Below are 18,474 nucleotides of genomic sequence, written 5' to 3'. Positions count from 1 at the left end.
TTGACCGGCCCAATCCCCCCTACGGGGGACGCGCCGTCGGTGTGACGTGGGCCACTCTCATGTGGTGTCGTCAACACAAGAGAAGTCATGGCGGGCCGGGCGGTTCTGGTGGGACTGTTCGCAGCCTGATACGAGTGCCCATCCGCTGCGTGCGGTGATCCTGGACCTCGATGCGCTGTCGGATCTCGACGTCGACGGACATCGGGTTGTCTTCAACGCCGCCTTCGCCGCCCACGGTCTGCCCATCGAGTGGGGCGTGGCGCGGTATCGGCAGCTTCTTGCGCTGCACGACGAACGTCAACGGGTCACTGCCGAACTGCGCAAGCGCTGTGTCGGGCCGGACTGCGATGTGCTCACCGAAGTGCTCGCCGACGAGATCTGCATGACCAAGGACATGATGTTCGACGAGATGATCCTCGACGCCGGCCTGACGCCGCGGGCTGGCCTGGAGGATCTGATGAACGACGCGTTCCTGGCCGGGCTGCCGGTCGGCGTGGTCGCCGCGGGCCGTCGGCGCTGGGCCGAACCGCTGGTGCGCCAGCTGGTCGGTGACGGCCTGGTGGAAACGGTCGTCACCACCGATGACGTCAGCGCGGCCAGGGCCGAGCTGTACCGGCACGCCCTGGATGAGCTGGGTGTGGCCGGCCACGACGCGCTGGCCGTCGCCGGCTCGGCGCCAGGTCTGCGGGCCGCCAACGACGCCGGGATGGCCAGTCTGCTCATCGACCCCGAGACCGGGTCCGGGTCGTACGCGGCGGTCGCGGTCCGGCCGGACTTCGCCGGCGCCGAGCCGCTGCGCCTGCCGGTGTGTCAGCGCTTGCACAGCCAGTGGTGGGCTCAGCGCAGCCCGTCTGCTGCCTAAGCCAGTGGGGGGCTCGCGTTCGTAACGTGGCGGCGGTGAAACTCGGTTTCTGGCGCCACCACGTTACGAACGCGAGGCTGTCGGTGGGCGCGGGCAGACTTCGCCCGCATGGTGGAGCCGTTCATCGGCAGCGAGGCCGTTGCGGTCGGCAGGCTGACACGCCACGATCTGCGTGCCCGGTTCACCGCTGTGCACCACGACATCTATGTGCCCCGGGGGACTCGGCCCACCGCGGTGCTGCGTGCCAAAGCAGCCTGGTTGCGATCACGGCGGCGGGGCGTATTGGCCGGGTATTCCGCGTCGGCGCTGCATGGAGCGCGTTGGATCGATCCTGCGCTTCCCGCCAACCTTCTCGACACCAATCGGCGACCGACCCGGGGAGTCGTCGCCTGGGCCGACGCGGTCGATGATGACGAAATCTGTCTGATCGGCGATATCCGGTTGACCAACCCGCTACGGACGGCGGTAGACCTCGCCTGCCGACTGCCAGAAGACGCCGCTGTGGCAGCGATCGATGCCCTGGCGCGGGCCACTCGGCTGAAAGTCGCTGACATCGAACTGGCAGCGCAGCGGTATACCGGCCGCAAAGGCATCAAACAGGCACGTGCGAGCATTGCCCTGGTCGACCCCGGAGCCGAATCCCCGCAAGAAACCTGGTTGCGGCTGTTGGTTGTTCGTGCCGGCTATCCACCACCACAGACACAGCATCCGATCTACAACGAGTACGGCGCATTGATCGGAGAGGCCGATCTTGCCTGGCCGAAGCTGAAGATCGTCATGGAGTACGAAGGCCTGCACCACACCGATCCCGATGTTCTCCGCAAGGACATCGCCCGTATCGACGCGATGATCGAAATGGGCTGGACCGTCATTCGGGTCACCTGCCGCGACGGCGAGGCCAATGTTCTCGGCAAGCTTGCCAAGGCCTGGCGCTCGCGTTCGTAACGTGGCGGCGGTGAAACTCGGTTTCTGGCGCCATCACGTTACGAACGCGACGAGAATCAGCTCCGCAGCGTCTCGATCACCGCACTGAAGTCCTTGTCGGCATGCTCGTCGGCGAACGCGGCGTAGATCTGGGCGGCATGCGTGCCGAGCGGAGCCGAGGACCCGGTCGACATCACCGCCGCCATCGCCAGACCGAGGTCCTTGTTCATCAACGCGGTGGCGAACCCCGGCTTGAAGTCGTTGTTGGCCGGCGACGTCGGAACCGGTCCTGGCACCGGACAATTGGTGTGGACGGCCCAGCAGTTTCCGGTCGCGCCGGTGATCACGTCGAACAGTGACTGCGCGGACAGGCCCAACTTCTCGGCCAGTACGAAAGCCTCACCGACGGCGATCTGCTGCACCGCGAGCACCATGTTGTTGCAGAGTTTGGCCGCCTGACCGGTGCCCGAGCCGCCGCAGTGGATGATCTTGCCCGCCATGGGGTCCAGCACCGGGCGGGCGCGCTCGAATGCTTCATCGGTACCGCCGACCATGAACGCCAGCGTGCCCGCGGTCGCGCCCTTCACCCCGCCGGACACCGGGGCGTCGAGCTGGACGTGCCCGTGTTCGCCTGCCTTGGCATGGATCTCGCGGGCGTCGTCGACCGAGATGGTCGAGGTGTCGATGAACAAGGTGTCATTCGGCGCTGCCGGCAGCACCTCGGCATAACACGCTTTGACGATGTTGCCGTTGGGTAGCGAGGTGATCACCACCTCGGCACCGGACACCGCCTCGGCGCCGGTGTCGAAGATCTTGGCGCCGTTGGCCTCAGCGGCCGCCTTCAACGCAGGCACGGGATCGAAGCCGTGCACCGTATGGCCGGCCGCTGCCAGGTTGGCTGCCATCGGCCCGCCCATGTGGCCCAAGCCGAGGAACGCGATCGTGGTCACGTGTGTCTCTCCCTATGCAGAGTTGCGGGTGCGGGCCGACTCGGAACGCCCGATGACCACCCGCATGATTTCGTTGGTTCCCTCAAGGATGCGGTGCACCCGCAGATCCCGGACGATTTTCTCCAGACCGTACTCGCGCAGATACCCGTAGCCGCCGTGCAACTGCAGCGCCTGATCGGCCACCTCGAAGCAGGTGTCGGTGACGTACAGCTTGGCCATCGCGCACAGCGTCACCTTGTCGGGGTGATCGGCATCCAGCGCGGAAGCCGCCCGCCACAACATGTTTCGGGACGTCTCCAGGCCGGTGGCCATATCGGCCAAGGTGAACCGAATGGTCGGCTCGTCGAGCAGGGACCCGCCGAAGGCCTGACGGTCGGCCAGGTAGGCCAGCGCCTTGTCGTAGGCGGCCTGGGCGCCACCGAGCGAGCACGCCGCGATGTTGATCCGGCCACCGTTCAGACCGTTCATCGCGATGCCGAACCCGGTGCCCTCTGCGCCGCCCAGGAGGGCCTCGGCCGGAACCCTCACACCCTCGAGTATCACCTGCGCCGTGGGCTGGGCATTCCAGCCCATCTTCTGCTCCTGCACGCCGAAACTGAGCCCCGGCGCGTCCTTTTCGACCAAGAACGCCGAGATGCCCCTCGGGCCGTCAGCCCCGGTGCGGGCCATCACCACGTACACGTCGGAGCTGCCCGCCCCGGAGATGAACTGCTTGACCCCGTCGAGCACGTAGTCGTCACCGTCGCGCACCGCCCGCGTCCGCAGCGCGGCCGCATCCGAGCCGGCTCCCGGTTCGGTGAGGCAGTAACTGGCGATGGTCTCCATCGACGCCAGCCTGGGCACCCAGGCCTTGCGCTGTTCCTCGGTGCCGAAGGTGTCCACCATCCACGCACACATGTTGTGGATGGACAGGAACGCGGCCAGGGTGGGATCGGCTGCGGCGAGCGCTTCGAAGATGCGCACGGCATCCAGTCGACGCAACCCGCTGCCGCCGGTGTCCTCACCACAGTAGATGGCGCCCATGCCGAGTTCGGCCGCCTCGCGTAATACGTCGGTGGGGAAGTGGTGGGACTCGTCCCATTCCAACGCATATGGCGCGATGCGCTTTTCGGCGAACGCGGCCGCCGTCTCGGCGATCACGCGTTCGTCCTCGTCCAGATCGTGCAGGTTCACGTTCGGTGCTACTTCATGGTCGGGATGACGAACTCGGCGCCATCCTTGATGCCTGACGGCCACCGCTCGGTGACGGTCTTGGTCTTGGTGTAGAACAGGATCGAGTGTGGCCCGTGCTGGTTGAGGTCACCGAATCCGGACCGCTTCCAGCCGCCGAAAGTGTGGTAGGCCACCGGAACCGGGATCGGCACGTTGACGCCGACCATGCCGACCTGCACGCGGGACACGAAGTCGCGTGCTGCGTCGCCGTCCCGGGTGAAGATCGCCACGCCGTTGCCGTACTCGTGCTCCGAGGGCAGTTTGAGCGCTTCTTCGTAGTCGTGGGCGCGGACGATGCACAGCACCGGGCCGAAGATCTCGTCGGTGTAGATCGACATGTCGGTGGTGACGTTGTCGAACAGGGTGGGGCCGATGAAGTAACCCTTCTCCAGGCTGTCATCGCCGAAAGTCAGCTCGTTGCTGGCCCGTTCGCGACCGTCGACCACGAGCTCGGCACCGGCCTCGACGCCCTGGCCGATGTAGTCGCGCACCCGCTCGAGCGCGGCGCCGGTGACCAGTGGCCCGTAATCGGCCTTGGGGTCGAGGCTGTGCCCGACCCGCAGCTGGTTGATGCGCTCGACGAGGCGATTGCGGAGGCGGTTCGCTGTTTCTTCGCCCACCGGCACCGCGACGCTGATGGCCATGCAGCGCTCGCCGGCGCTGCCGTAACCGGCGCCGATCAACGCGTCGACGGCCTGGTCCAGGTCGGCGTCGGGCATCACGATCATGTGGTTCTTGGCGCCGCCGAAGCATTGCGCGCGCTTACCGTGCGCGGCCGCCCCGGAGTAGATGTACTGCGCGATGTCGGAGCTGCCGACGAAGCCGACGGCCTTGATGTCGGGGTGTTCGAGGATCGCGTCGACGGCTTCCTTGTCGCCCTGCACGACCTGGAACACACCCGCGGGCAGCCCGGCTTCGATGAACAGCTCGGCCAGCCGCAGCGGCACCGACGGGTCGCGCTCGGAAGGCTTGAGCACGAACGCGTTTCCGCATGCCAGCGCGGGGCCGGCCTTCCACAGCGGGATCATCGCGGGGAAGTTGAACGGCGTGATGCCCGCGACCACGCCGAGGGGCTGGCGGATCGAGTAGACGTCGATGCCGGTTCCTGCGCCCTCGGTGAACTCACCCTTGAGCAGGTGGGGGATGCCGACCGCGAACTCGATGACCTCAAGGCCGCGCTGGATGTCGCCGTGCGAGTCGGCCACGGTCTTGCCGTGCTCGAGGGACAGCATTTCGGCGAGCTCATCGGCATTCTGGTGCACCAGTTCGATGAACTTCATCAGCACCCGAGCGCGGCGCTGCGGGTTGTAGGCGGCCCATTCCTTCTGGGCCTCGGCAGCGCCGGCCACCGCGGCGTCGACGTCGGCGGCTGAGGCCAGGACCACCTGCGCCTGCACCTCGCCGGTGCTGGGGTTGAGCACGTCGGCGGTGCGGGTAGACCCGGCGGTGGTGCGCTGGCCGTTGATGAAGTGGGGGATCTGAGTGGTCATGGCGTTCCGTCCAAAGAGGATGTGCACAGTGGTTGGCCCGGGAAGCACCCGAGATACTTGGATATCCTAGTAATTGGTCGGCGTGGTTCGCAAGGGTTCTGGTGTTCTGTTCGTGCCGAGGTGGCTCAGCCGAGCGAAGCTCGGTCGCCGACCCGCACAGTGCCTTCAGTGACTACCTGAAGGTAAGTGCCGGCACACGGCAGGGGACCTAGCCCGAAGGCCTCGACTCGATTCTCGGCGGCGGGTGTGCGCAGTGCGTGTGGCGCGCGGGGCAGGTGACCGTGCTCGAGGGTCGGAATGATGCAGCGGGGAGTAGGTCCCATGGCCCGTAGCCTGGTTCCGCCCACGCTGAGAATTTCGTCGGTCCACTCGTTCTCGGCGTACGGGGGATAACCGGGCGGCGTGGCGATCACCAGGTTGGGGCGATAGCGCGCGGCCTCGACGCCGATGCGTTCCAGAGTTGCCGTGGTGATCGCATGCACGGGAGCCAGATCGGTGAACGAGTTCCCCGGGGTCGCCAGTGCCAGTTCCAGGATCGGAGCGTCGACTTCTGCCTCGACGCCCTGCTCCAGCACCTGATCCGGGTCCGCCCGCTCGATCGAGGCGCCGGCGGGGCGACTGTCGATCAGTCGAACCGGCCGCCCGGCGAATTGTGACAGCAGGTCGTCGACGTCGTCCCCGTCGGTTGTCGTGGTGCTGCCGTCCGGCAGATGGATTCGTACATGCCGATTCTCGGTGACGGCGCTGCACGACAAGAGTCCGCGCCATAGCCGGGCCTGCTTCGCGCTCGCCACCCGACCGCTGGATGCGTCGATGAGCGCGTATGTGCGGTCGCCATCGACTCCGCCGGCGTTGACGAACAGTGAGTCCAGGCTCTCTCCGAGCATCGACTTGACGGGATACCGGTAGAGGCTGCCCACCCGCATGTCTTGTGCTGATTCGGCGCCCATGGGGCGACGATAGCCGGGCCTGGGGATTTGCGGACCGCTTCTTTAATTTACGGAACGGTACCGTTACCATAATTGGGTGGCCTTCTCGAATGGGAACCCGGATGTGATCGTGGTCGGTGCCGGCCCAACGGGGTTGACGTTGGCCTGCTCGTTACGTCTGCATGGCGTCTCGGTGCGCGTCGTGGACCGAGCGCCGGGGCCGGCGACCACGTCACGGGCCAACTTCCTGCACGCGCGAGGATCGGAAGTGCTGGGCCGGATCGGTGCACTGGGAACGCTGCCAGGCGAGTCGCTGCGCGCGATGCGCATCACCAACTATCTCGGCGACCGTCCCGTGATGACCCTGGAGTTCGGCGATCCCGGCATGGGGACCGCCGCACCGCCCATGGTGGTGTCCCAGGCCAAGGTCGAAGCGGCACTGCGGGCCCGGCTGGCCGAGTTGGGGGTCGAACCGGAATGGGGGCGGGGTCTGGTCGGTGCGCGGCAGGAGGGCGATGCCGTCGACGCCGAACTCTCCGATGGTGAACGCGTCCGGGCGAAATGGCTCGTCGGATGCGACGGATACTCCAGCGTCGCCAGGCAGCAGGCGGGCATCGGGTTCCCCGGCGTCAAACTCTCCGAACGTTTTCTGCTGGCCGATATCCATCTGGACTGGACGCTCGACCGTGGCGGCACGACCGGCTGGATTCATCCCGACGGAGTGGTCGGCGCGATGCCCATGCCCGATCCCAGTGGCCGTGACGACTTGTGGCGGCTGTTCGTCTACGACCCGGCACTCTCGCAAAAGCCAAGCGACAATGCGATTCTGGAGCGGATCAAACAGGTGGTACCACAGCGCACCGGCCGTACCGTAACCGTTGGCGACCCCGAGTGGCTATCGGTGTTCACCGTGCACCGCCGGCTCGCCGACACATATCGGCGCGGGCGCATCCTGATCGCCGGTGACGCCGCGCACGTCCATGCGCCGTTCGGTGGTCAGGGAATGTTGACCGGCATCGGCGATGCGGAAAACCTGGGCTTCAAACTGGCCCTGGTGATCCGGAACCTGGCCTCCGACAGACTCATCGACACCTACGAGACCGAGCGCAGGCCACTGGCCACCGAGGTTTTGCGCGGCACCAGCGCGGTCACACGGGTCAACGTCGCGAGCAATCCGATCGGCCGGTTCTTGCGGGACCGCGTGGCCACCCGTCTCTTCGGCCTGGCGTTCATCCAGCGGTGGACGACGTACACGGCTTCACAGCTGTGGGTGAGCTATCGCAAGGGGCCACTCGGCGGACGTGGCCGCAAGCCGCGACCAGGAGACCGGATCGCGGATCTGCCCTGCACCCGCGCCGACGGGTCGACGACTCGGTTGCACGCCGAGCTCGGTGGCCGCTGGGTGCTACTGCTGCCCGATGGCGCGCCCGACAACCTCGAACTTCTGCGGCGTCACCTAGGCGAATTCGTCGTGGCGCTGCATCACGACAGCGCAGAGGTCTTGTTGGTCCGGCCGGACGCTCACCTGGCCTGGCGGGGAAGGCCTGACGACGAGGGGCAGCTATACCGTTGGCTGACAACCGCTTTGGGCTCGGGATCGGTGCGGTGACCACCCCCGGCCGCGGCCGGCCCCGGGATGTGGCGGCCGACCGCGCGATTCTGCAGGCAGCGCTGGACCTGTTCATCGAGCGTGGAGTCGAGGGTTCCAGCATCGAGCAGATCGCCAAACGTGCCGGTGTCGGCAAGCCGACCATCTATCGACGATGGTCGACCAAGGAGGACGTGATCGCGGCGGCGATGGAGACGTTGGTCGCCGAGGAGGTGGGCTGGGCGTCGCCCGAGGCCATCGACGTCGAATCGCCGTACGAGCTTGTGGAGGCCGCGATCGAAAGAGCCGCGGTGGTCACCACCACGCCGTCCTATCGCGCGCTGGTGGCACGGGTTTACGGTTCGGCGGTCAGTCATCCGGCACTCATGGCGGTGTACTGGGATCGCTATATCCGGCCGCGTCGCGCGGTCGCGGCTCGGCTGCTGGAGCACGCGCGGGAGCATGGAACAGTCTCTGCAGAAACTGATTTCGACGTGGCAATCGATATGATGGTCGGTGCGATCACCTACCGAGTGCTCCAGCCCGAACCTCCTGACGCCGATGAGATGCGGCGCTATCTGCGCGCGATATACCGCCAAATTGGTTTGTTGCCTTGACTATTAGGCCCCGCACCCTGTTACGCTGAGCACTGGTGTGCCGGGAAGCCTGGTCGGCAGTATATGTTTCTGCGACCGTGAGGTGCACGTATGGGGATAAAAGTACAGCGGACCGCGTTGGGCCCGACTCTGATCGTCGCACTCGATCAATACAGTGACCCGCCAGTGGTGCCAGATCCCTGGGCAGCGCGAATCTTGCCGCAACGCTGGCGTATCCCCGTTCGTCTGGGCCGGTCACATGCGATACGGCGATCGATGATCGCTGCGACGGAGAAGTCGGTCCCAGGTGGATGGGCCAGCCTCCTCTGCCGAAAGCGTTATATCGACGATGCGGTGGGGGAGGCGGTCGGCCGGGGGCTCGACGCGGTCGTGATCATCGGTGCGGGTTATGACACCCGGGCGTATCGCGTGCCGGAGCTGGCCGGAATCCCGATATGGGAGGTAGACCTTCCCGCGAACGTGACAGCCAAGTCGGAAGGATTGGCACGCTGCTTCGGTCGTGTTCCTCCCGAAGTCAGCTTGGTTGCGGCTGATCTGGAAACCGACAGCCTCATGGAGCGATTGACCGGAAGCGGATATGACCTCGGCATGACGACGTTCTTCGTCTGGGAATCGGTGACGATGTATCTGCCAGAGCAACTGGTGCGCCGGACACTTCGTGAGCTCTCGGGTGCTGTCAAGGGAAGCGAGCTGGTATTCACGCATTTCCGGAGAGACTTCCTCGACGGTACCGCGTTGCACGGTGCCGACAACGCCTATCGCAGGTTCGTGGTCAGAGAAGGTCTGTGGAAGTTCGGCCTGAACCCGGAAGATGTCGGTTCCTTCCTCGCCGAATTTGGTTGGCAGGTAATGGAGCAACCGGGGCCGTCGGCCTATCGCGAGCGGTATCTGGTGCCGGCTGGGCGCAGTGAACCGGTGTCGGAAATCGAGCGTGCGGTGCGCGCGCGGCGATGAGTCATGGCCGGTCGTCGTTGCCTGGCGCCTGGGTGTGCTGCTGCCACCGCTCGAGCACTGCGGGAATCTCCGCCAGCAGGAACGCGTAGAAATCCCGCATCTGAGTCAGCCGGTGATGGGCCGGGCTGCTGCGGTCAGCGACCGCGATTCCGGCGTCCGCGGCGGCTTGCATCGCCGCGAGCGTCTCGTTCTGATTCGTGAACAGGGTCGCCCACGCATTGTCGCGAAGCCGGAAGTGGTCGCGCCGGCTTGCCGGGGCCGGCACCCGCTCGGCCAGGCCCACCGAGGTCAGCATCTTGAGTGCGCCCGAGATCGATCCGGCGCTGGCATACAAAGTGTCGGCAAGTTCGGTCATCGTCACACTCGATTGGCCTGTGAACAGCAGGGTGGCGAGCACCCGCGCGGGCATCCGTTGCATGCCGTGACTGCTGAGCACCAAGGCGAGGCGTTCAGCTTCCTGCTGCAGATTTGCGGATCTCGGCACCACCAATCCTCCTCGCCGGAAAAGCTCTTCAATAATTTCTGAAAGTTTAGTACAGTCGTGGCCGGTGCTCCGGGAAGTCTGGTCGGAAACGGTATTGGCCTGCGCTGAAAGGGCACTGATGCACACTTCGACCGATGTCATCGACGTTCGCGGATTGACGTTCACCTATCCGAGATCAACCGAACCCGCCGTGCGGGGAATGGACTTCGCCGTCGGGAACGGGGAGATCTTCGGTTTCCTCGGCCCCAGTGGCGCGGGAAAATCCACCACTCAGAAGCTGCTCATCGGCCTGCTGCGCGGGCACGGCGGCCACGCCACGGTGTGGGGGCGTGATCCGGTGGACTGGGGGCCCGACTACTACCAGCGCGTCGGTGTGTCCTTCGAGCTGCCCAACCACTATCACAAGCTCACCGGGCTGGAGAACCTCCAGTTTTTCGGCTCCCTGTACGACGGACCCACTGCCGATCCGATGGAGCTCCTGGATGCGGTCGGTCTGGCCGATGCGGCCAACGCCCGGGTTTCCAAATACTCCAAGGGAATGCAGATGCGGCTGACGTTCGCGCGGTCGTTGATCAACAATCCTGAGCTGCTGTTCCTCGACGAGCCCACGTCAGGGCTGGATCCCGTCACCGCCCGCAAGGTAAAAGACATCATCCTGGACCTGAAGGCACGCGGCCGCACGATCTTTCTCACCACCCACGACATGTCGACCGCCGACGAGCTGTGCGACCGGGTGGCTTTCGTCGTCGACGGAACCATCGTCGCGCTCGACGCTCCCGCCGAGCTGAAGATCGCCCGCAGTGAGCGCCGGGTCCGCGTGCAGTACCGCACGTCCGATGGCCTGGCCACGACGGAGTATGCGATGGACGGCCTGGCCGACGATCCCGACTTTCACGCCATCCTGCGCGATCACCACGTCGAGACGATTCACAGCCGCGAAGCCAGTCTCGATGACGTGTTCGTCGAGGTCACCGGACGGCGGCTGACATGACCCGGTTGATGGCCGCGACCCGGCTCGAGTTGCTGGTGCAATACCGGCAGAAGTTCCTGCACGCGGGAATCTTCTCCGGGCTCATCTGGCTTGCGGTGCTGCTGCCGATGCCGCACAGCCTGCGCCCCGTCGCCGAACCGTACGTGCTGGTCGGTGACATCGCGATCATCGGATTCTTCTTCATCGGCGGCTCGGTGTTCTTCGAGAAGCAGGAACGCACGCTGGGTGCGGTGATCCCCACGCCATTGCGGTTCTGGGAGTACCTCACCGCGAAACTTGTGGTGCTGCTGTCGATCTCGCTGCTCGTCGCCCTGGTGGTGTCCACCGTCGCCGACGGTTTGTCCTACCGCCCGGTGCCGCTGATCCTCGGGGTGGTGCTCGGCACTCTGCTCATGCTGGTGGTCGGGTTCATCACATCGCTGCCGTTCGCCTCGGTCACCGACTGGTTCCTGGCCGCCACCATCCCGCTGGCGGTCATGCTGGTGCCGCCGCTCATCTACTTCTCGGGGCTGTGGCCGCACCCGGTGCTGTACGTCGTCCCCACTCAGGGACCGTTGCTGCTGTTGGGCGCCGCGTTCGACCAGGTGTCGTTGAGCGATTGGCAGTTGCTCTACTCGGTGCTGTATCCCGTGCTGTCGCTGGTCGTGCTGTGGCGCGTCGCCCATGTGCTGTTCGTCCGCTACGTCGTCGAGAGGTCAGGTGTGCTGTGACCGCGATTCTGGGCTCCACCACGAGCAAGGCCCTGGCTGCTTTCGGCCGCAATGACATCCGCGGTACCTACCGTGATCCGCTCCTGGTCATGGTGGTGGTCGCGCCGGTCATCTGGACTACCGGCGTCGCGTTGCTCACGCCGATGTTCACCGAGATGCTGGCGCAGCGTTACGACTTCGACCTCGTGCCCTACTACCCGCTGGTGCTCACCGCGTTTCTGCTGCTCACCAGTGTCATCATCGCCGGCGGTCTGGGCGCGTTCCTGGTTCTGGACGAGGTGGACGCCGGGACCATGACCGCGTTACGGGTCACCCCGGTGCCGATGTCGACATTCTTCGCCTACCGGGCCGTGACGGTCATGGTGGTGACGACCGTCTATGTGATCGCCACGCTGGCGTTCAGCGGCATCCTGGAGCCGGGATTGATTCCGGCGTTGATCCCGATCGGACTGGTCGCCGGGTTGTCCGCCGTGGTGACGTTGCTCCTGATCATCACCATGGCGGGCAACAAGATCCAGGGCATCGCGATGTTGCGCGCGCTGGGCATGCTCATCGCCGGGCTGCCGTGCCTGCCCTGGTTCATCGACTCGCCGTGGAACCTGGCGTTCGGTGTGCTGCCGCCGTACTGGGCGGCCAAGGCGTTCTGGGTCGCCAGCGCGCATGGCACGTGGTGGCCGTACCTGGTCGGCGGCGTCATATACAACCTGGTGATCGCCTGGCCGTTGTTCCGGCGATTCCTGGCCAAGAACAGCTGACGCGTCAGCTGCCCGCTCGCATCCACGGGCTGACGCCGTGCTGGTCGAACCAGGCCTGCTCGGCCGGCCGGACCGTGGTGAGCAGGCGGGTATGCAGGGCGGCGCCGCGCTTGCTCAGATTCACCCGCACCTTGCGGCGGTCGTCGGCGTCGACCTCGCGGAACACCAGCGCGCGGCCTGCCAGCCGGTCGACCACCCGGGTCAACGTGGGCGCGGCGGCCTGGGTCTGGGTGCGCAACTCCGCCATCGTCAGGCCGGGGGAGTCCGCGAGTGCCGCCAACACCAGCCAATCGTCGAGCGTCAGGTCCTCGCCGCTGACCTGGCGTTCGATGACGGCGCCGAGCATGCGCGCCGCGCGGAGGACCTCGCTGCTCGTCGGCGTGGCGGCGCCGTCCGGTGGGAGCACGTCTCTCATCGCGGCCGCCCTCCCAACTGGCGATTGCCTCGCACCGCCTACGCGAGGATACTTCCAATTGGAATGATTCTAGCCGACCATCTCGTCTGCCCGGTAACGAGGATTGGACTGCGGGGGTGAACGTACGAGTACGCACCGTCGGCCGCGATGCCGAATGGCGGCTGGCGATGGTGGTGCCGCTGCAGGGGCCCGCCGGGATCTTCGGGCCGTCCTGCGAAGCGGTCGGAGACCTGGTCGCGCACGACCTCAACGCGGCCGGCGGAGTGATGGGCCGCGAGGTCCACATCGAGGTGGTCGACGGGGGCGCGCATCCGGCGGCGGTGGCGGCCGAGGTGAAGCGGTTGATCGACGACGGGCGTATCGACGCCGTGAGCGGATGGCACATCTCGTCGGTGCGCCACGCGCTGGCGCCGGTGGTGGCCGGCCGGGTGCCCTACACCTATCCCGCGTTGTACGAGGGCGGTGAACGAAGGCGCGGAATCTATTGCTGCGGTGAGACACCCGACCAGCAGCTGACGCCGGCACTGCGCTGGATGCGCGACAACCTCGGCATCCGGAAATGGTTCGTGGTCGGCGATGACTACGTGTGGCCGCGGACCTCGTTGTCCGAGGTTCGCCGGTATGTCCAGGAGCTGTCACTGGATCTAGTCGGCGGTTCGTTCGTGGCGCTCGGTCAGGGCGACATCGCCCGGCTCGTCGACAAGGTCGCGCGGTCACGGTGTGAGGCCGTGCTGATGCTGCTGGTCGGTCAGGATGCGGTCGAGTTCAATCGGGCTTTCGCGCAACGGGGGTTGCACCAGGAACTCCTGCGGTTCAGTCCGCTGATGGACGAGAACATGTTGATCGCGAGCGGCCACGACGCGACCAAGGGACTGTTCGTCGCGGCCTCCTACTTTCGCTCGATGGTGGGCCGCAACTCGATGGAGCTTCTCGACCGGTACCTGGCGGTGAACGGCTCGGGTGCCCCTGCGCTGGGCAATGCGGCCGAATCATGTTATGAGGGAGCTTATTTCCTCGCCGAGATGATCCGCCGGTCCGGTCGCGGAGTGGACTTCGATGCGGTCGCCGACGGCGCCGCTTACGACAGTCCCCGCGGCACGGTCGAATTCAGTGGGCACCGCACCCGCCAGCCGGTTCACCTCGCGGTTGCCGACGGCGTCGATTTCGAGATCGTCACAACGCTGCCGGCTCACCTGTGTGACTGAACCGAGTCACCTGTTGACAGTGTGGCGGCCGTCACTTACTGTCATTTGGACATATTCCATCTGGAAGTAATTGAGGTGTCTCGATGGGCAACGTCGGTCTCCTTTACGTCGGCGCAGTGCTTTTCGTCAACGGGTTGATGCTGTTGGATGTCGTGCCCGCACGGTCGGCGGCGGTGCTGAACCTGTTCGTCGGCGCCCTGCAGTGTGTGCTGCCGACGGTGATGTTGGTGATCGCCGCCGGGGACCCCGCCGCCGTCCTGGCCGCATCGGGGCTGTACCTGTTCGGATTCACCTACCTCTACGTGGGGATCGTCAACCTGGCCGGGCTGGAACCCGAAGGCATCGGCTGGTTTTCGCTCTTCGTCGCCGGGGGAGCGGTGGTGTACTCCGCCCTGTCGTTCACCGTCGTCAACGATCCCGTGTTCGGGGTCATCTGGCTCGCCTGGGCAGTGCTGTGGCTGTTGTTCTTCCTGGTGCTCGGGCTTCACCGGGCCCGGCTGACCCGCTTCACCGGCTGGTCGGTGGTACTGCTCAGCCAGCCGACGTGCACGCTTCCCGCGTTTCTGATGCTCAGCGGCAACTACCGCACCTCGCCCGGCATCGCGGCGATCTGGGCGGTGGGACTCGCCGCCCTGCTGTTCGTCGCCAGGGTGCTCAGCTCGCACCGCGCACACCAACCGCGCACGGCCGCAACCGAACCCGTATTCAGCTGAATCATCACCACCCACATCAAGGAGTAAACAATGAGGCACGGAGATATCTCGTCTAGCAACGACACCGTCGGCGTCGCCGTGGTGAACTACAAGATGCCCCGGCTGCACACCCGGGCCGAAGTGCTCGACAACGCCCGCAAGATCGCGGACATGCTGATCGGCATGAAGTCGGGCCTGCCCGGCATGGATCTCGTTGTGTTCCCCGAGTATTCGACGCAGGGAATCATGTACGACGAGCAGGAGATGTATGACACGGCGGCCACCGTCCCGGGTGACGAGACCGCCATCTTCTCGGCCGCCTGCCGGGAGGCCGGAACGTGGGGCGTCTTCTCCATCACCGGTGAGCGCCATGAGGACCACCCGAACAAGCCGCCTTACAACACCCTCGTGTTGATCGACGACAAGGGCGAGATCGTGCAGAAGTACCGCAAGATCCTGCCGTGGTGCCCGATCGAGGGTTGGTACCCGGGCGACACCACGTACGTCACCGACGGCCCGAAGGGTCTCAAGATCTCCCTGATCATCTGTGACGACGGGAATTACCCGGAGATCTGGCGGGACTGCGCGATGAAGGGTGCCGAGCTGATCGTGCGCTGCCAGGGCTACATGTACCCGGCCAAAGACCAGCAGGTGCTGATGGCCAAGGCCATGGCGTGGGCCAACAACTGCTATGTGGCAGTGGCCAACGCGGCCGGCTTCGACGGGGTCTATTCCTACTTCGGCCATTCGGCGATCATCGGGTTCGACGGGCGTACCCTCGGCGAAACCGGTGAGGAAGAGTACGGAATTCAGTACGCACAACTGTCTTTGGCCGCGATCCGCGATGCGCGAGAGAACGACCAGTCGCAGAATCACCTGTTCAAGCTGCTGCACCGTGGCTACTCCGGCGTGCATGCGGCCGGCGACGGCGACAAGGGTGTGGCCGACTGCCCCTTCGAGTTCTACAAGCTGTGGGTGACCGACGCGCAGAAGGCTCAGGAGCGGGTCGAGTCGATCACCAGGACCACGGTCGGAGTCGCCGACTGCCGGGTCGGTTCACTTCCGGTCGAGCAGACCGTCGAAGCCTGAAGGGCCGCGCGTTGCCATACCTCACCGATATGTACCACGAGCAGAACCGTAACTCGGCGCGGGTGGCCGAAGAACCCGACGCCCCAACGGGTTCCGCCGGTGGGTTCGACCCCGACGCGCTGTCGCGGAAGCTCAACGTGGCGATTCTCGGGCAGCGTGCCGCGGTCGACGCGGTGGTGCGTGCGGTCTCGATCGCGCACATCGGTGTGGCCGACCCCGGTCGGCCCCTGTCCAGTGTCCTGCTGGTGGGGCCGACCGGAGTCGGGAAAACCGAACTGGTGCGGCAGGTCGCCGCCGCACTGCGGACCGGCCCGGACGACATGTGCCGAATCGACATGAGCGCACTGGCCCAGGAGCACTACGCGGCATCGCTCTCGGGAGCGCCCCCGGGCTACGCCGGCAGCAAGGAATCGTTCACGCTGTTCGACAAGGCCAAGATCGAGGGCGGGCCGTATCTGCCCGGCATCGTGTTGTTCGACGAGGTCGAGAAGGCAGACGCCATCGTGCTGCGAGCGCTGCTGCACGTTCTGGACACCGGTGAATTGCGGTTGGCCAACGGTCAGCAGAAGATCTCATTCCGCAACAGCTACATCTTCCTGACCTCCAACATCGGCTCTTCGGAGGCTGCCGCGCTGCAGCGGTCCAGGCGGAAACGATGGCGGCGCCTTGGGTTTCGGCCGGCGACCACCTCGGATCTGGTGCGCCAGGCGGTCGAATCGTTCTTCGATCCGGAATTCTTCAACCGGATCGACGAGACCGTCGTGTTCGACGCTTTCGACGACGACACCGCAGAACGCGTGACCCGCAAGGAGGTCCGTGATCTCGTCGGCCGGCTCAAACGGCGCGGGGTGGAACTCCAGGTGGACGACGACGTCATCCAGTTCGTCCGGCGCAGCGGATTCGATCCGGTGTACGGGGCCAGGGGACTGCGGCGGGCCATCCGCACAGAACTCGCCGAACCCGTCGCGCGCACCGTCCTCACCAACCGGTCATCGCCCCGCCCGCTCGTGCTGAGAGCGCACCTCGCCGAGGGGGATCTGGTGGTCGTGTCCGCGAGTGATCCCGGGCCGAACGCGGTGGCAGAGGTCGGCGGTTAGCCGAGCGGCTCGGCAGGCCTGGCGTACGCCGAGCGCACCGCGCCGATACTGGCGACGGTGACGAGCGCGACGCCGAGGTAGCCGAGCAGCCCGATCTGTTGACCGAGCACCACCAGGCCGGCCAATGCCGCGGTGACCGGTGACAGGCACGTCAGCACCGCGAATGTGGCCGGTGGGAGCCGACGCAGGGAGATCAGCTCCAACGAATACGGGATCACCGAAGACAGCACCCCGACGGCAGCGCCCACCCCGAGCACGTGCCAGGTGAGTGCTGTCGGGTCCACCGAGACCAGTGCGAACGGCGCCACGGCGAGCGCACCCATGGCGGTGGCCAGGGCCAGGCCGTCGACCCGCCGAAACTCGGCGGCCGTGCGGGCCGAGGCCAGGATGTAGCCGGCCCAGGCGACGCCCGCGGCGGCTGCGAAGGCGAATCCCGAGGCTTCGAAGTGCCCGCCGCCGGGCAGGCCCAGCAGTGCGACCCCGGCGAAGGCCAGCACCGCCCACAACCACGCTATCCGCCGCGTGCTGGTCACCACCGAAAGGATCAGTGGCCCAAGGGCTTCGACGGTGACTGCGACGCCGAGCGGAATGCGCGCGATCGCCAGATAGAAGCAGAAGTTCATCACGGCCAACGTCGCTGCCAGTGCGACCGCCGCACCCCAGGCCGGTCGCGTCAGGCCCCGAACGGCCGGGCGGACCGCCACGCACAGGATGACGCCTGCCACCGCGAACCGGGCGAACAGCGCACCGACGGTGCCGACCGCGGCGAACAGCCCGACCGCGACGGCGGCGCCCACCTCCTGGCTGATTGCGGCGATCACCACCAGCAGCGCCGCGCCACTTGTGGCGCGAGTGGTCACACCGGCACCGACAGCGTGGCTCCGGTGGCCAGCTCCGCATAGCCCCGCATCAGCCGCAGCGCGGTGGACCGGTCGAGGTCGGGATCGCGCGCCACGATGCGGTACCCGAGGTAGTCCTCCATCGCCATGAGTGTCATCGCGATGTCGCGGGGTGGTGCAGATAAGGTGAAATCACCTGCGGTAGAGCCGGTTTCGAGTATTGAGGCGTAGAGATTCACCTGCCGGTGGTAAATGTGCTGAACATCGCGGCGCTGGTGGAGTTCGAACCCGGCGGCCAGTACGGCGCGCCAGATGGCGCGCCACTCGGCGTCCTCGGGACCGCTGGGCAGCCCGGCGGCGATGGTCAGCGCGAGCTGGTCGCGAGCGCTCTCCGTGCGGCGGACCACTGCGAGCCGGTCGTCGTAGAACCGGCTGTCGGAGCGTTGGGCGAGCTCGGAGAGCAGTTCTTCCATCTCTCGGAAGTAGTACCGCACGGCGTTCGGGGTGAGCCCGAGCTCGGCGGCCACATCGGCGATCCGCAAGGTGGCCAGGTCGTGGCGCTCGATCAACGTGATCGCCGCCTCGAGAATCTCTTCGCGTCGTTGTGCCTGTCGGTTCGGCCTTGCCACAACTCCATCCTTCCGGATTTCCCCATTCTGGTTGCGCGGGGA

The 18,474-nt window shown here is 66.1% G+C and carries 20 protein-coding genes; 12 read left to right on the top strand and 8 right to left on the bottom strand.

The features are described from left to right. Positions 1-64: 64 nt before the first annotated feature. Positions 65-862 carry an HAD family hydrolase gene (locus K6L26_RS25170; protein ID WP_036390111.1) on the top strand — a complete coding sequence of 266 codons (798 nt, stop codon included), beginning with the start codon at positions 65-67 and terminating at the stop codon, positions 860-862. A 108-nt stretch (positions 863-970) separates the two neighbouring features. Continuing rightward, a complete protein-coding gene (locus K6L26_RS25165; RefSeq protein WP_019348643.1) occupies positions 971-1,807 on the top strand; it encodes a putative endonuclease domain-containing protein in 837 nt (278 codons plus the stop codon). Between the two features lie 56 nt (positions 1,808-1,863). On the opposite strand, the gene mmsB is transcribed toward K6L26_RS25165, so the two are convergent. The 4 genes from mmsB to K6L26_RS25145 all read right to left on the bottom strand — a co-directional run bounded on the left by mmsB (position 1,864) and on the right by K6L26_RS25145 (position 6,388). Next, complete coding sequence (gene mmsB, locus K6L26_RS25160; protein ID WP_221851910.1) at positions 1,864-2,736, bottom strand: 3-hydroxyisobutyrate dehydrogenase; 873 nt, start codon at positions 2,734-2,736, stop codon at positions 1,864-1,866. 12 nt (positions 2,737-2,748) lie between these two features. Further along, positions 2,749-3,909, bottom strand: a complete 1,161-nt coding sequence (locus tag K6L26_RS25155) for an isobutyryl-CoA dehydrogenase (RefSeq protein ID WP_047036368.1) — start codon at positions 3,907-3,909, stop codon at positions 2,749-2,751. Between the two features lie 8 nt (positions 3,910-3,917). Further along, entirely contained in the window at positions 3,918-5,438 is a 1,521-nt protein-coding gene (locus K6L26_RS25150; protein WP_019349209.1) for a CoA-acylating methylmalonate-semialdehyde dehydrogenase, read from the bottom strand. A gap of 125 nt (positions 5,439-5,563) precedes the next feature. Next, positions 5,564-6,388: an MOSC domain-containing protein gene (locus tag K6L26_RS25145; RefSeq protein WP_047036369.1), complete on the bottom strand. Its 825-nt coding sequence runs from the start codon at positions 6,386-6,388 to the stop codon at positions 5,564-5,566. Between the two features lie 76 nt (positions 6,389-6,464). Between K6L26_RS25145 and K6L26_RS25140 the strand changes: the two genes are divergently transcribed. The 3 genes from K6L26_RS25140 (at position 6,465) to K6L26_RS25130 (ending at position 9,526) form a co-directional block, all read left to right on the top strand. Continuing rightward, on the top strand, positions 6,465-7,976 hold the full coding sequence (locus K6L26_RS25140; RefSeq protein ID WP_047036371.1) for an FAD-dependent oxidoreductase: 1,512 nt from the start codon (positions 6,465-6,467) through the stop codon (positions 7,974-7,976). Next, entirely contained in the window at positions 7,973-8,572 is a 600-nt protein-coding gene (locus K6L26_RS25135; RefSeq protein ID WP_047036373.1) for a TetR/AcrR family transcriptional regulator, read from the top strand. The genes K6L26_RS25140 and K6L26_RS25135 overlap by 4 nt, the downstream gene beginning before the upstream one ends. Positions 8,573-8,662: 90 nt before the next feature. Continuing rightward, on the top strand, positions 8,663-9,526 hold the full coding sequence (locus K6L26_RS25130) for a class I SAM-dependent methyltransferase (protein WP_047036374.1): 864 nt from the start codon (positions 8,663-8,665) through the stop codon (positions 9,524-9,526). 1 nt (position 9,527) lies between these two features. Here K6L26_RS25130 and K6L26_RS25125 read toward each other — a convergent pair whose 3' ends face one another. Further along, positions 9,528-9,944 (bottom strand): GbsR/MarR family transcriptional regulator, encoded by a 417-nt coding sequence (locus K6L26_RS25125; protein WP_411431139.1) that lies wholly within the window; start codon positions 9,942-9,944, stop codon positions 9,528-9,530. A gap of 184 nt (positions 9,945-10,128) precedes the next feature. On the opposite strand from K6L26_RS25125, the gene K6L26_RS25120 reads away from it, so the two are divergent. From K6L26_RS25120 to K6L26_RS25110, 3 genes are read left to right on the top strand one after another with little or no spacing between them, the layout of a single operon-like run. Beyond that, positions 10,129-11,001, top strand: a complete 873-nt coding sequence (locus tag K6L26_RS25120) for an ABC transporter ATP-binding protein (protein WP_019345387.1) — start codon at positions 10,129-10,131, stop codon at positions 10,999-11,001. Then, positions 10,998-11,711, top strand: coding sequence for a fluoroquinolone export ABC transporter permease subunit (locus K6L26_RS25115; RefSeq protein ID WP_019345388.1), 714 nt, complete (start codon positions 10,998-11,000; stop codon positions 11,709-11,711). Before K6L26_RS25120 ends, K6L26_RS25115 begins: the two co-directional genes overlap by 4 nt. After that, on the top strand, positions 11,708-12,466 hold the full coding sequence (locus K6L26_RS25110) for an Rv2686c family ABC transporter permease subunit (protein WP_019345389.1): 759 nt from the start codon (positions 11,708-11,710) through the stop codon (positions 12,464-12,466). Before K6L26_RS25115 ends, K6L26_RS25110 begins: the two co-directional genes overlap by 4 nt. 4 nt (positions 12,467-12,470) lie before the next feature. Here K6L26_RS25110 and K6L26_RS25105 read toward each other — a convergent pair whose 3' ends face one another. Continuing rightward, positions 12,471-12,881 carry a MarR family transcriptional regulator gene (locus tag K6L26_RS25105; protein ID WP_019345390.1) on the bottom strand — a complete coding sequence of 137 codons (411 nt, stop codon included), beginning with the start codon at positions 12,879-12,881 and terminating at the stop codon, positions 12,471-12,473. Positions 12,882-13,048: 167 nt separating this feature from the next. Here K6L26_RS25105 and K6L26_RS25100 point away from each other — a divergent pair, with 167 nt between their 5' ends. From K6L26_RS25100 to K6L26_RS25085, 4 genes are all read left to right on the top strand, one after another. Further along, complete coding sequence (locus tag K6L26_RS25100) at positions 13,049-14,086, top strand: substrate-binding domain-containing protein (RefSeq protein WP_221853468.1); 1,038 nt, start codon at positions 13,049-13,051, stop codon at positions 14,084-14,086. A gap of 83 nt (positions 14,087-14,169) precedes the next feature. Continuing rightward, positions 14,170-14,799 (top strand): AmiS/UreI family transporter, encoded by a 630-nt coding sequence (locus K6L26_RS25095; RefSeq protein ID WP_019345392.1) that lies wholly within the window; start codon positions 14,170-14,172, stop codon positions 14,797-14,799. 30 nt (positions 14,800-14,829) lie between these two features. Beyond that, entirely contained in the window at positions 14,830-15,867 is a 1,038-nt protein-coding gene (locus K6L26_RS25090) for an aliphatic amidase (RefSeq protein ID WP_019345393.1), read from the top strand. A gap of 11 nt (positions 15,868-15,878) precedes the next feature. Further along, the gene (locus tag K6L26_RS25085) at positions 15,879-16,964 is read left to right on the top strand and encodes an AAA family ATPase (RefSeq protein ID WP_043368472.1); all 1,086 of its coding nucleotides are present in this window, start codon (positions 15,879-15,881) and stop codon (positions 16,962-16,964) included. On the opposite strand, the gene K6L26_RS25080 is transcribed toward K6L26_RS25085, so the two are convergent. Together K6L26_RS25080 and K6L26_RS25075 are read right to left on the bottom strand one after the other, a co-directional pair. Then, positions 16,961-17,824: an EamA family transporter gene (locus K6L26_RS25080; RefSeq protein WP_052773166.1), complete on the bottom strand. Its 864-nt coding sequence runs from the start codon at positions 17,822-17,824 to the stop codon at positions 16,961-16,963. The genes K6L26_RS25085 and K6L26_RS25080 overlap by 4 nt on opposite strands. Further along, complete coding sequence (locus K6L26_RS25075) at positions 17,821-18,432, bottom strand: TetR/AcrR family transcriptional regulator (RefSeq protein ID WP_019344673.1); 612 nt, start codon at positions 18,430-18,432, stop codon at positions 17,821-17,823. Before K6L26_RS25075 ends, K6L26_RS25080 begins: the two co-directional genes overlap by 4 nt. Positions 18,433-18,474 lie beyond the last annotated feature (42 nt).

The sequence above is a fragment of the Mycobacterium farcinogenes genome (assembly GCF_019739075.1).
GTDB classification, from domain to species: Bacteria; Actinomycetota; Actinomycetes; order Mycobacteriales; family Mycobacteriaceae; genus Mycobacterium; species Mycobacterium senegalense.
The sequence above is the reverse complement of the archived record's forward strand: the minus strand, read 5'-3'. Positions and strand labels throughout refer to the sequence as shown.

Coding starts and splice junctions, on each gene's coding strand:
- K6L26_RS25165 (WP_019348643.1), top strand. CDS start 971: ATGGTGGAGCCGTTCATCGGCAGCGAGGCCGTTGCGGTCGGCAGGCTG.
- K6L26_RS25150 (WP_019349209.1), bottom strand. CDS start 5,438: ATGACCACTCAGATCCCCCACTTCATCAACGGCCAGCGCACCACCGCC.
- K6L26_RS25145 (WP_047036369.1), bottom strand. CDS start 6,388: ATGGGCGCCGAATCAGCACAAGACATGCGGGTGGGCAGCCTCTACCGG.
- K6L26_RS25130 (WP_047036374.1), top strand. CDS start 8,663: ATGGGGATAAAAGTACAGCGGACCGCGTTGGGCCCGACTCTGATCGTC.
- K6L26_RS25125 (WP_411431139.1), bottom strand. CDS start 9,944: ATGCAACGGATGCCCGCGCGGGTGCTCGCCACCCTGCTGTTCACAGGC.
- K6L26_RS25120 (WP_019345387.1), top strand. CDS start 10,129: ATGCACACTTCGACCGATGTCATCGACGTTCGCGGATTGACGTTCACC.
- K6L26_RS25115 (WP_019345388.1), top strand. CDS start 10,998: ATGACCCGGTTGATGGCCGCGACCCGGCTCGAGTTGCTGGTGCAATAC.
- K6L26_RS25105 (WP_019345390.1), bottom strand. CDS start 12,881: ATGAGAGACGTGCTCCCACCGGACGGCGCCGCCACGCCGACGAGCAGC.
- K6L26_RS25100 (WP_221853468.1), top strand. CDS start 13,049: ATGGTGGTGCCGCTGCAGGGGCCCGCCGGGATCTTCGGGCCGTCCTGC.
- K6L26_RS25095 (WP_019345392.1), top strand. CDS start 14,170: ATGGGCAACGTCGGTCTCCTTTACGTCGGCGCAGTGCTTTTCGTCAAC.
- K6L26_RS25090 (WP_019345393.1), top strand. CDS start 14,830: ATGAGGCACGGAGATATCTCGTCTAGCAACGACACCGTCGGCGTCGCC.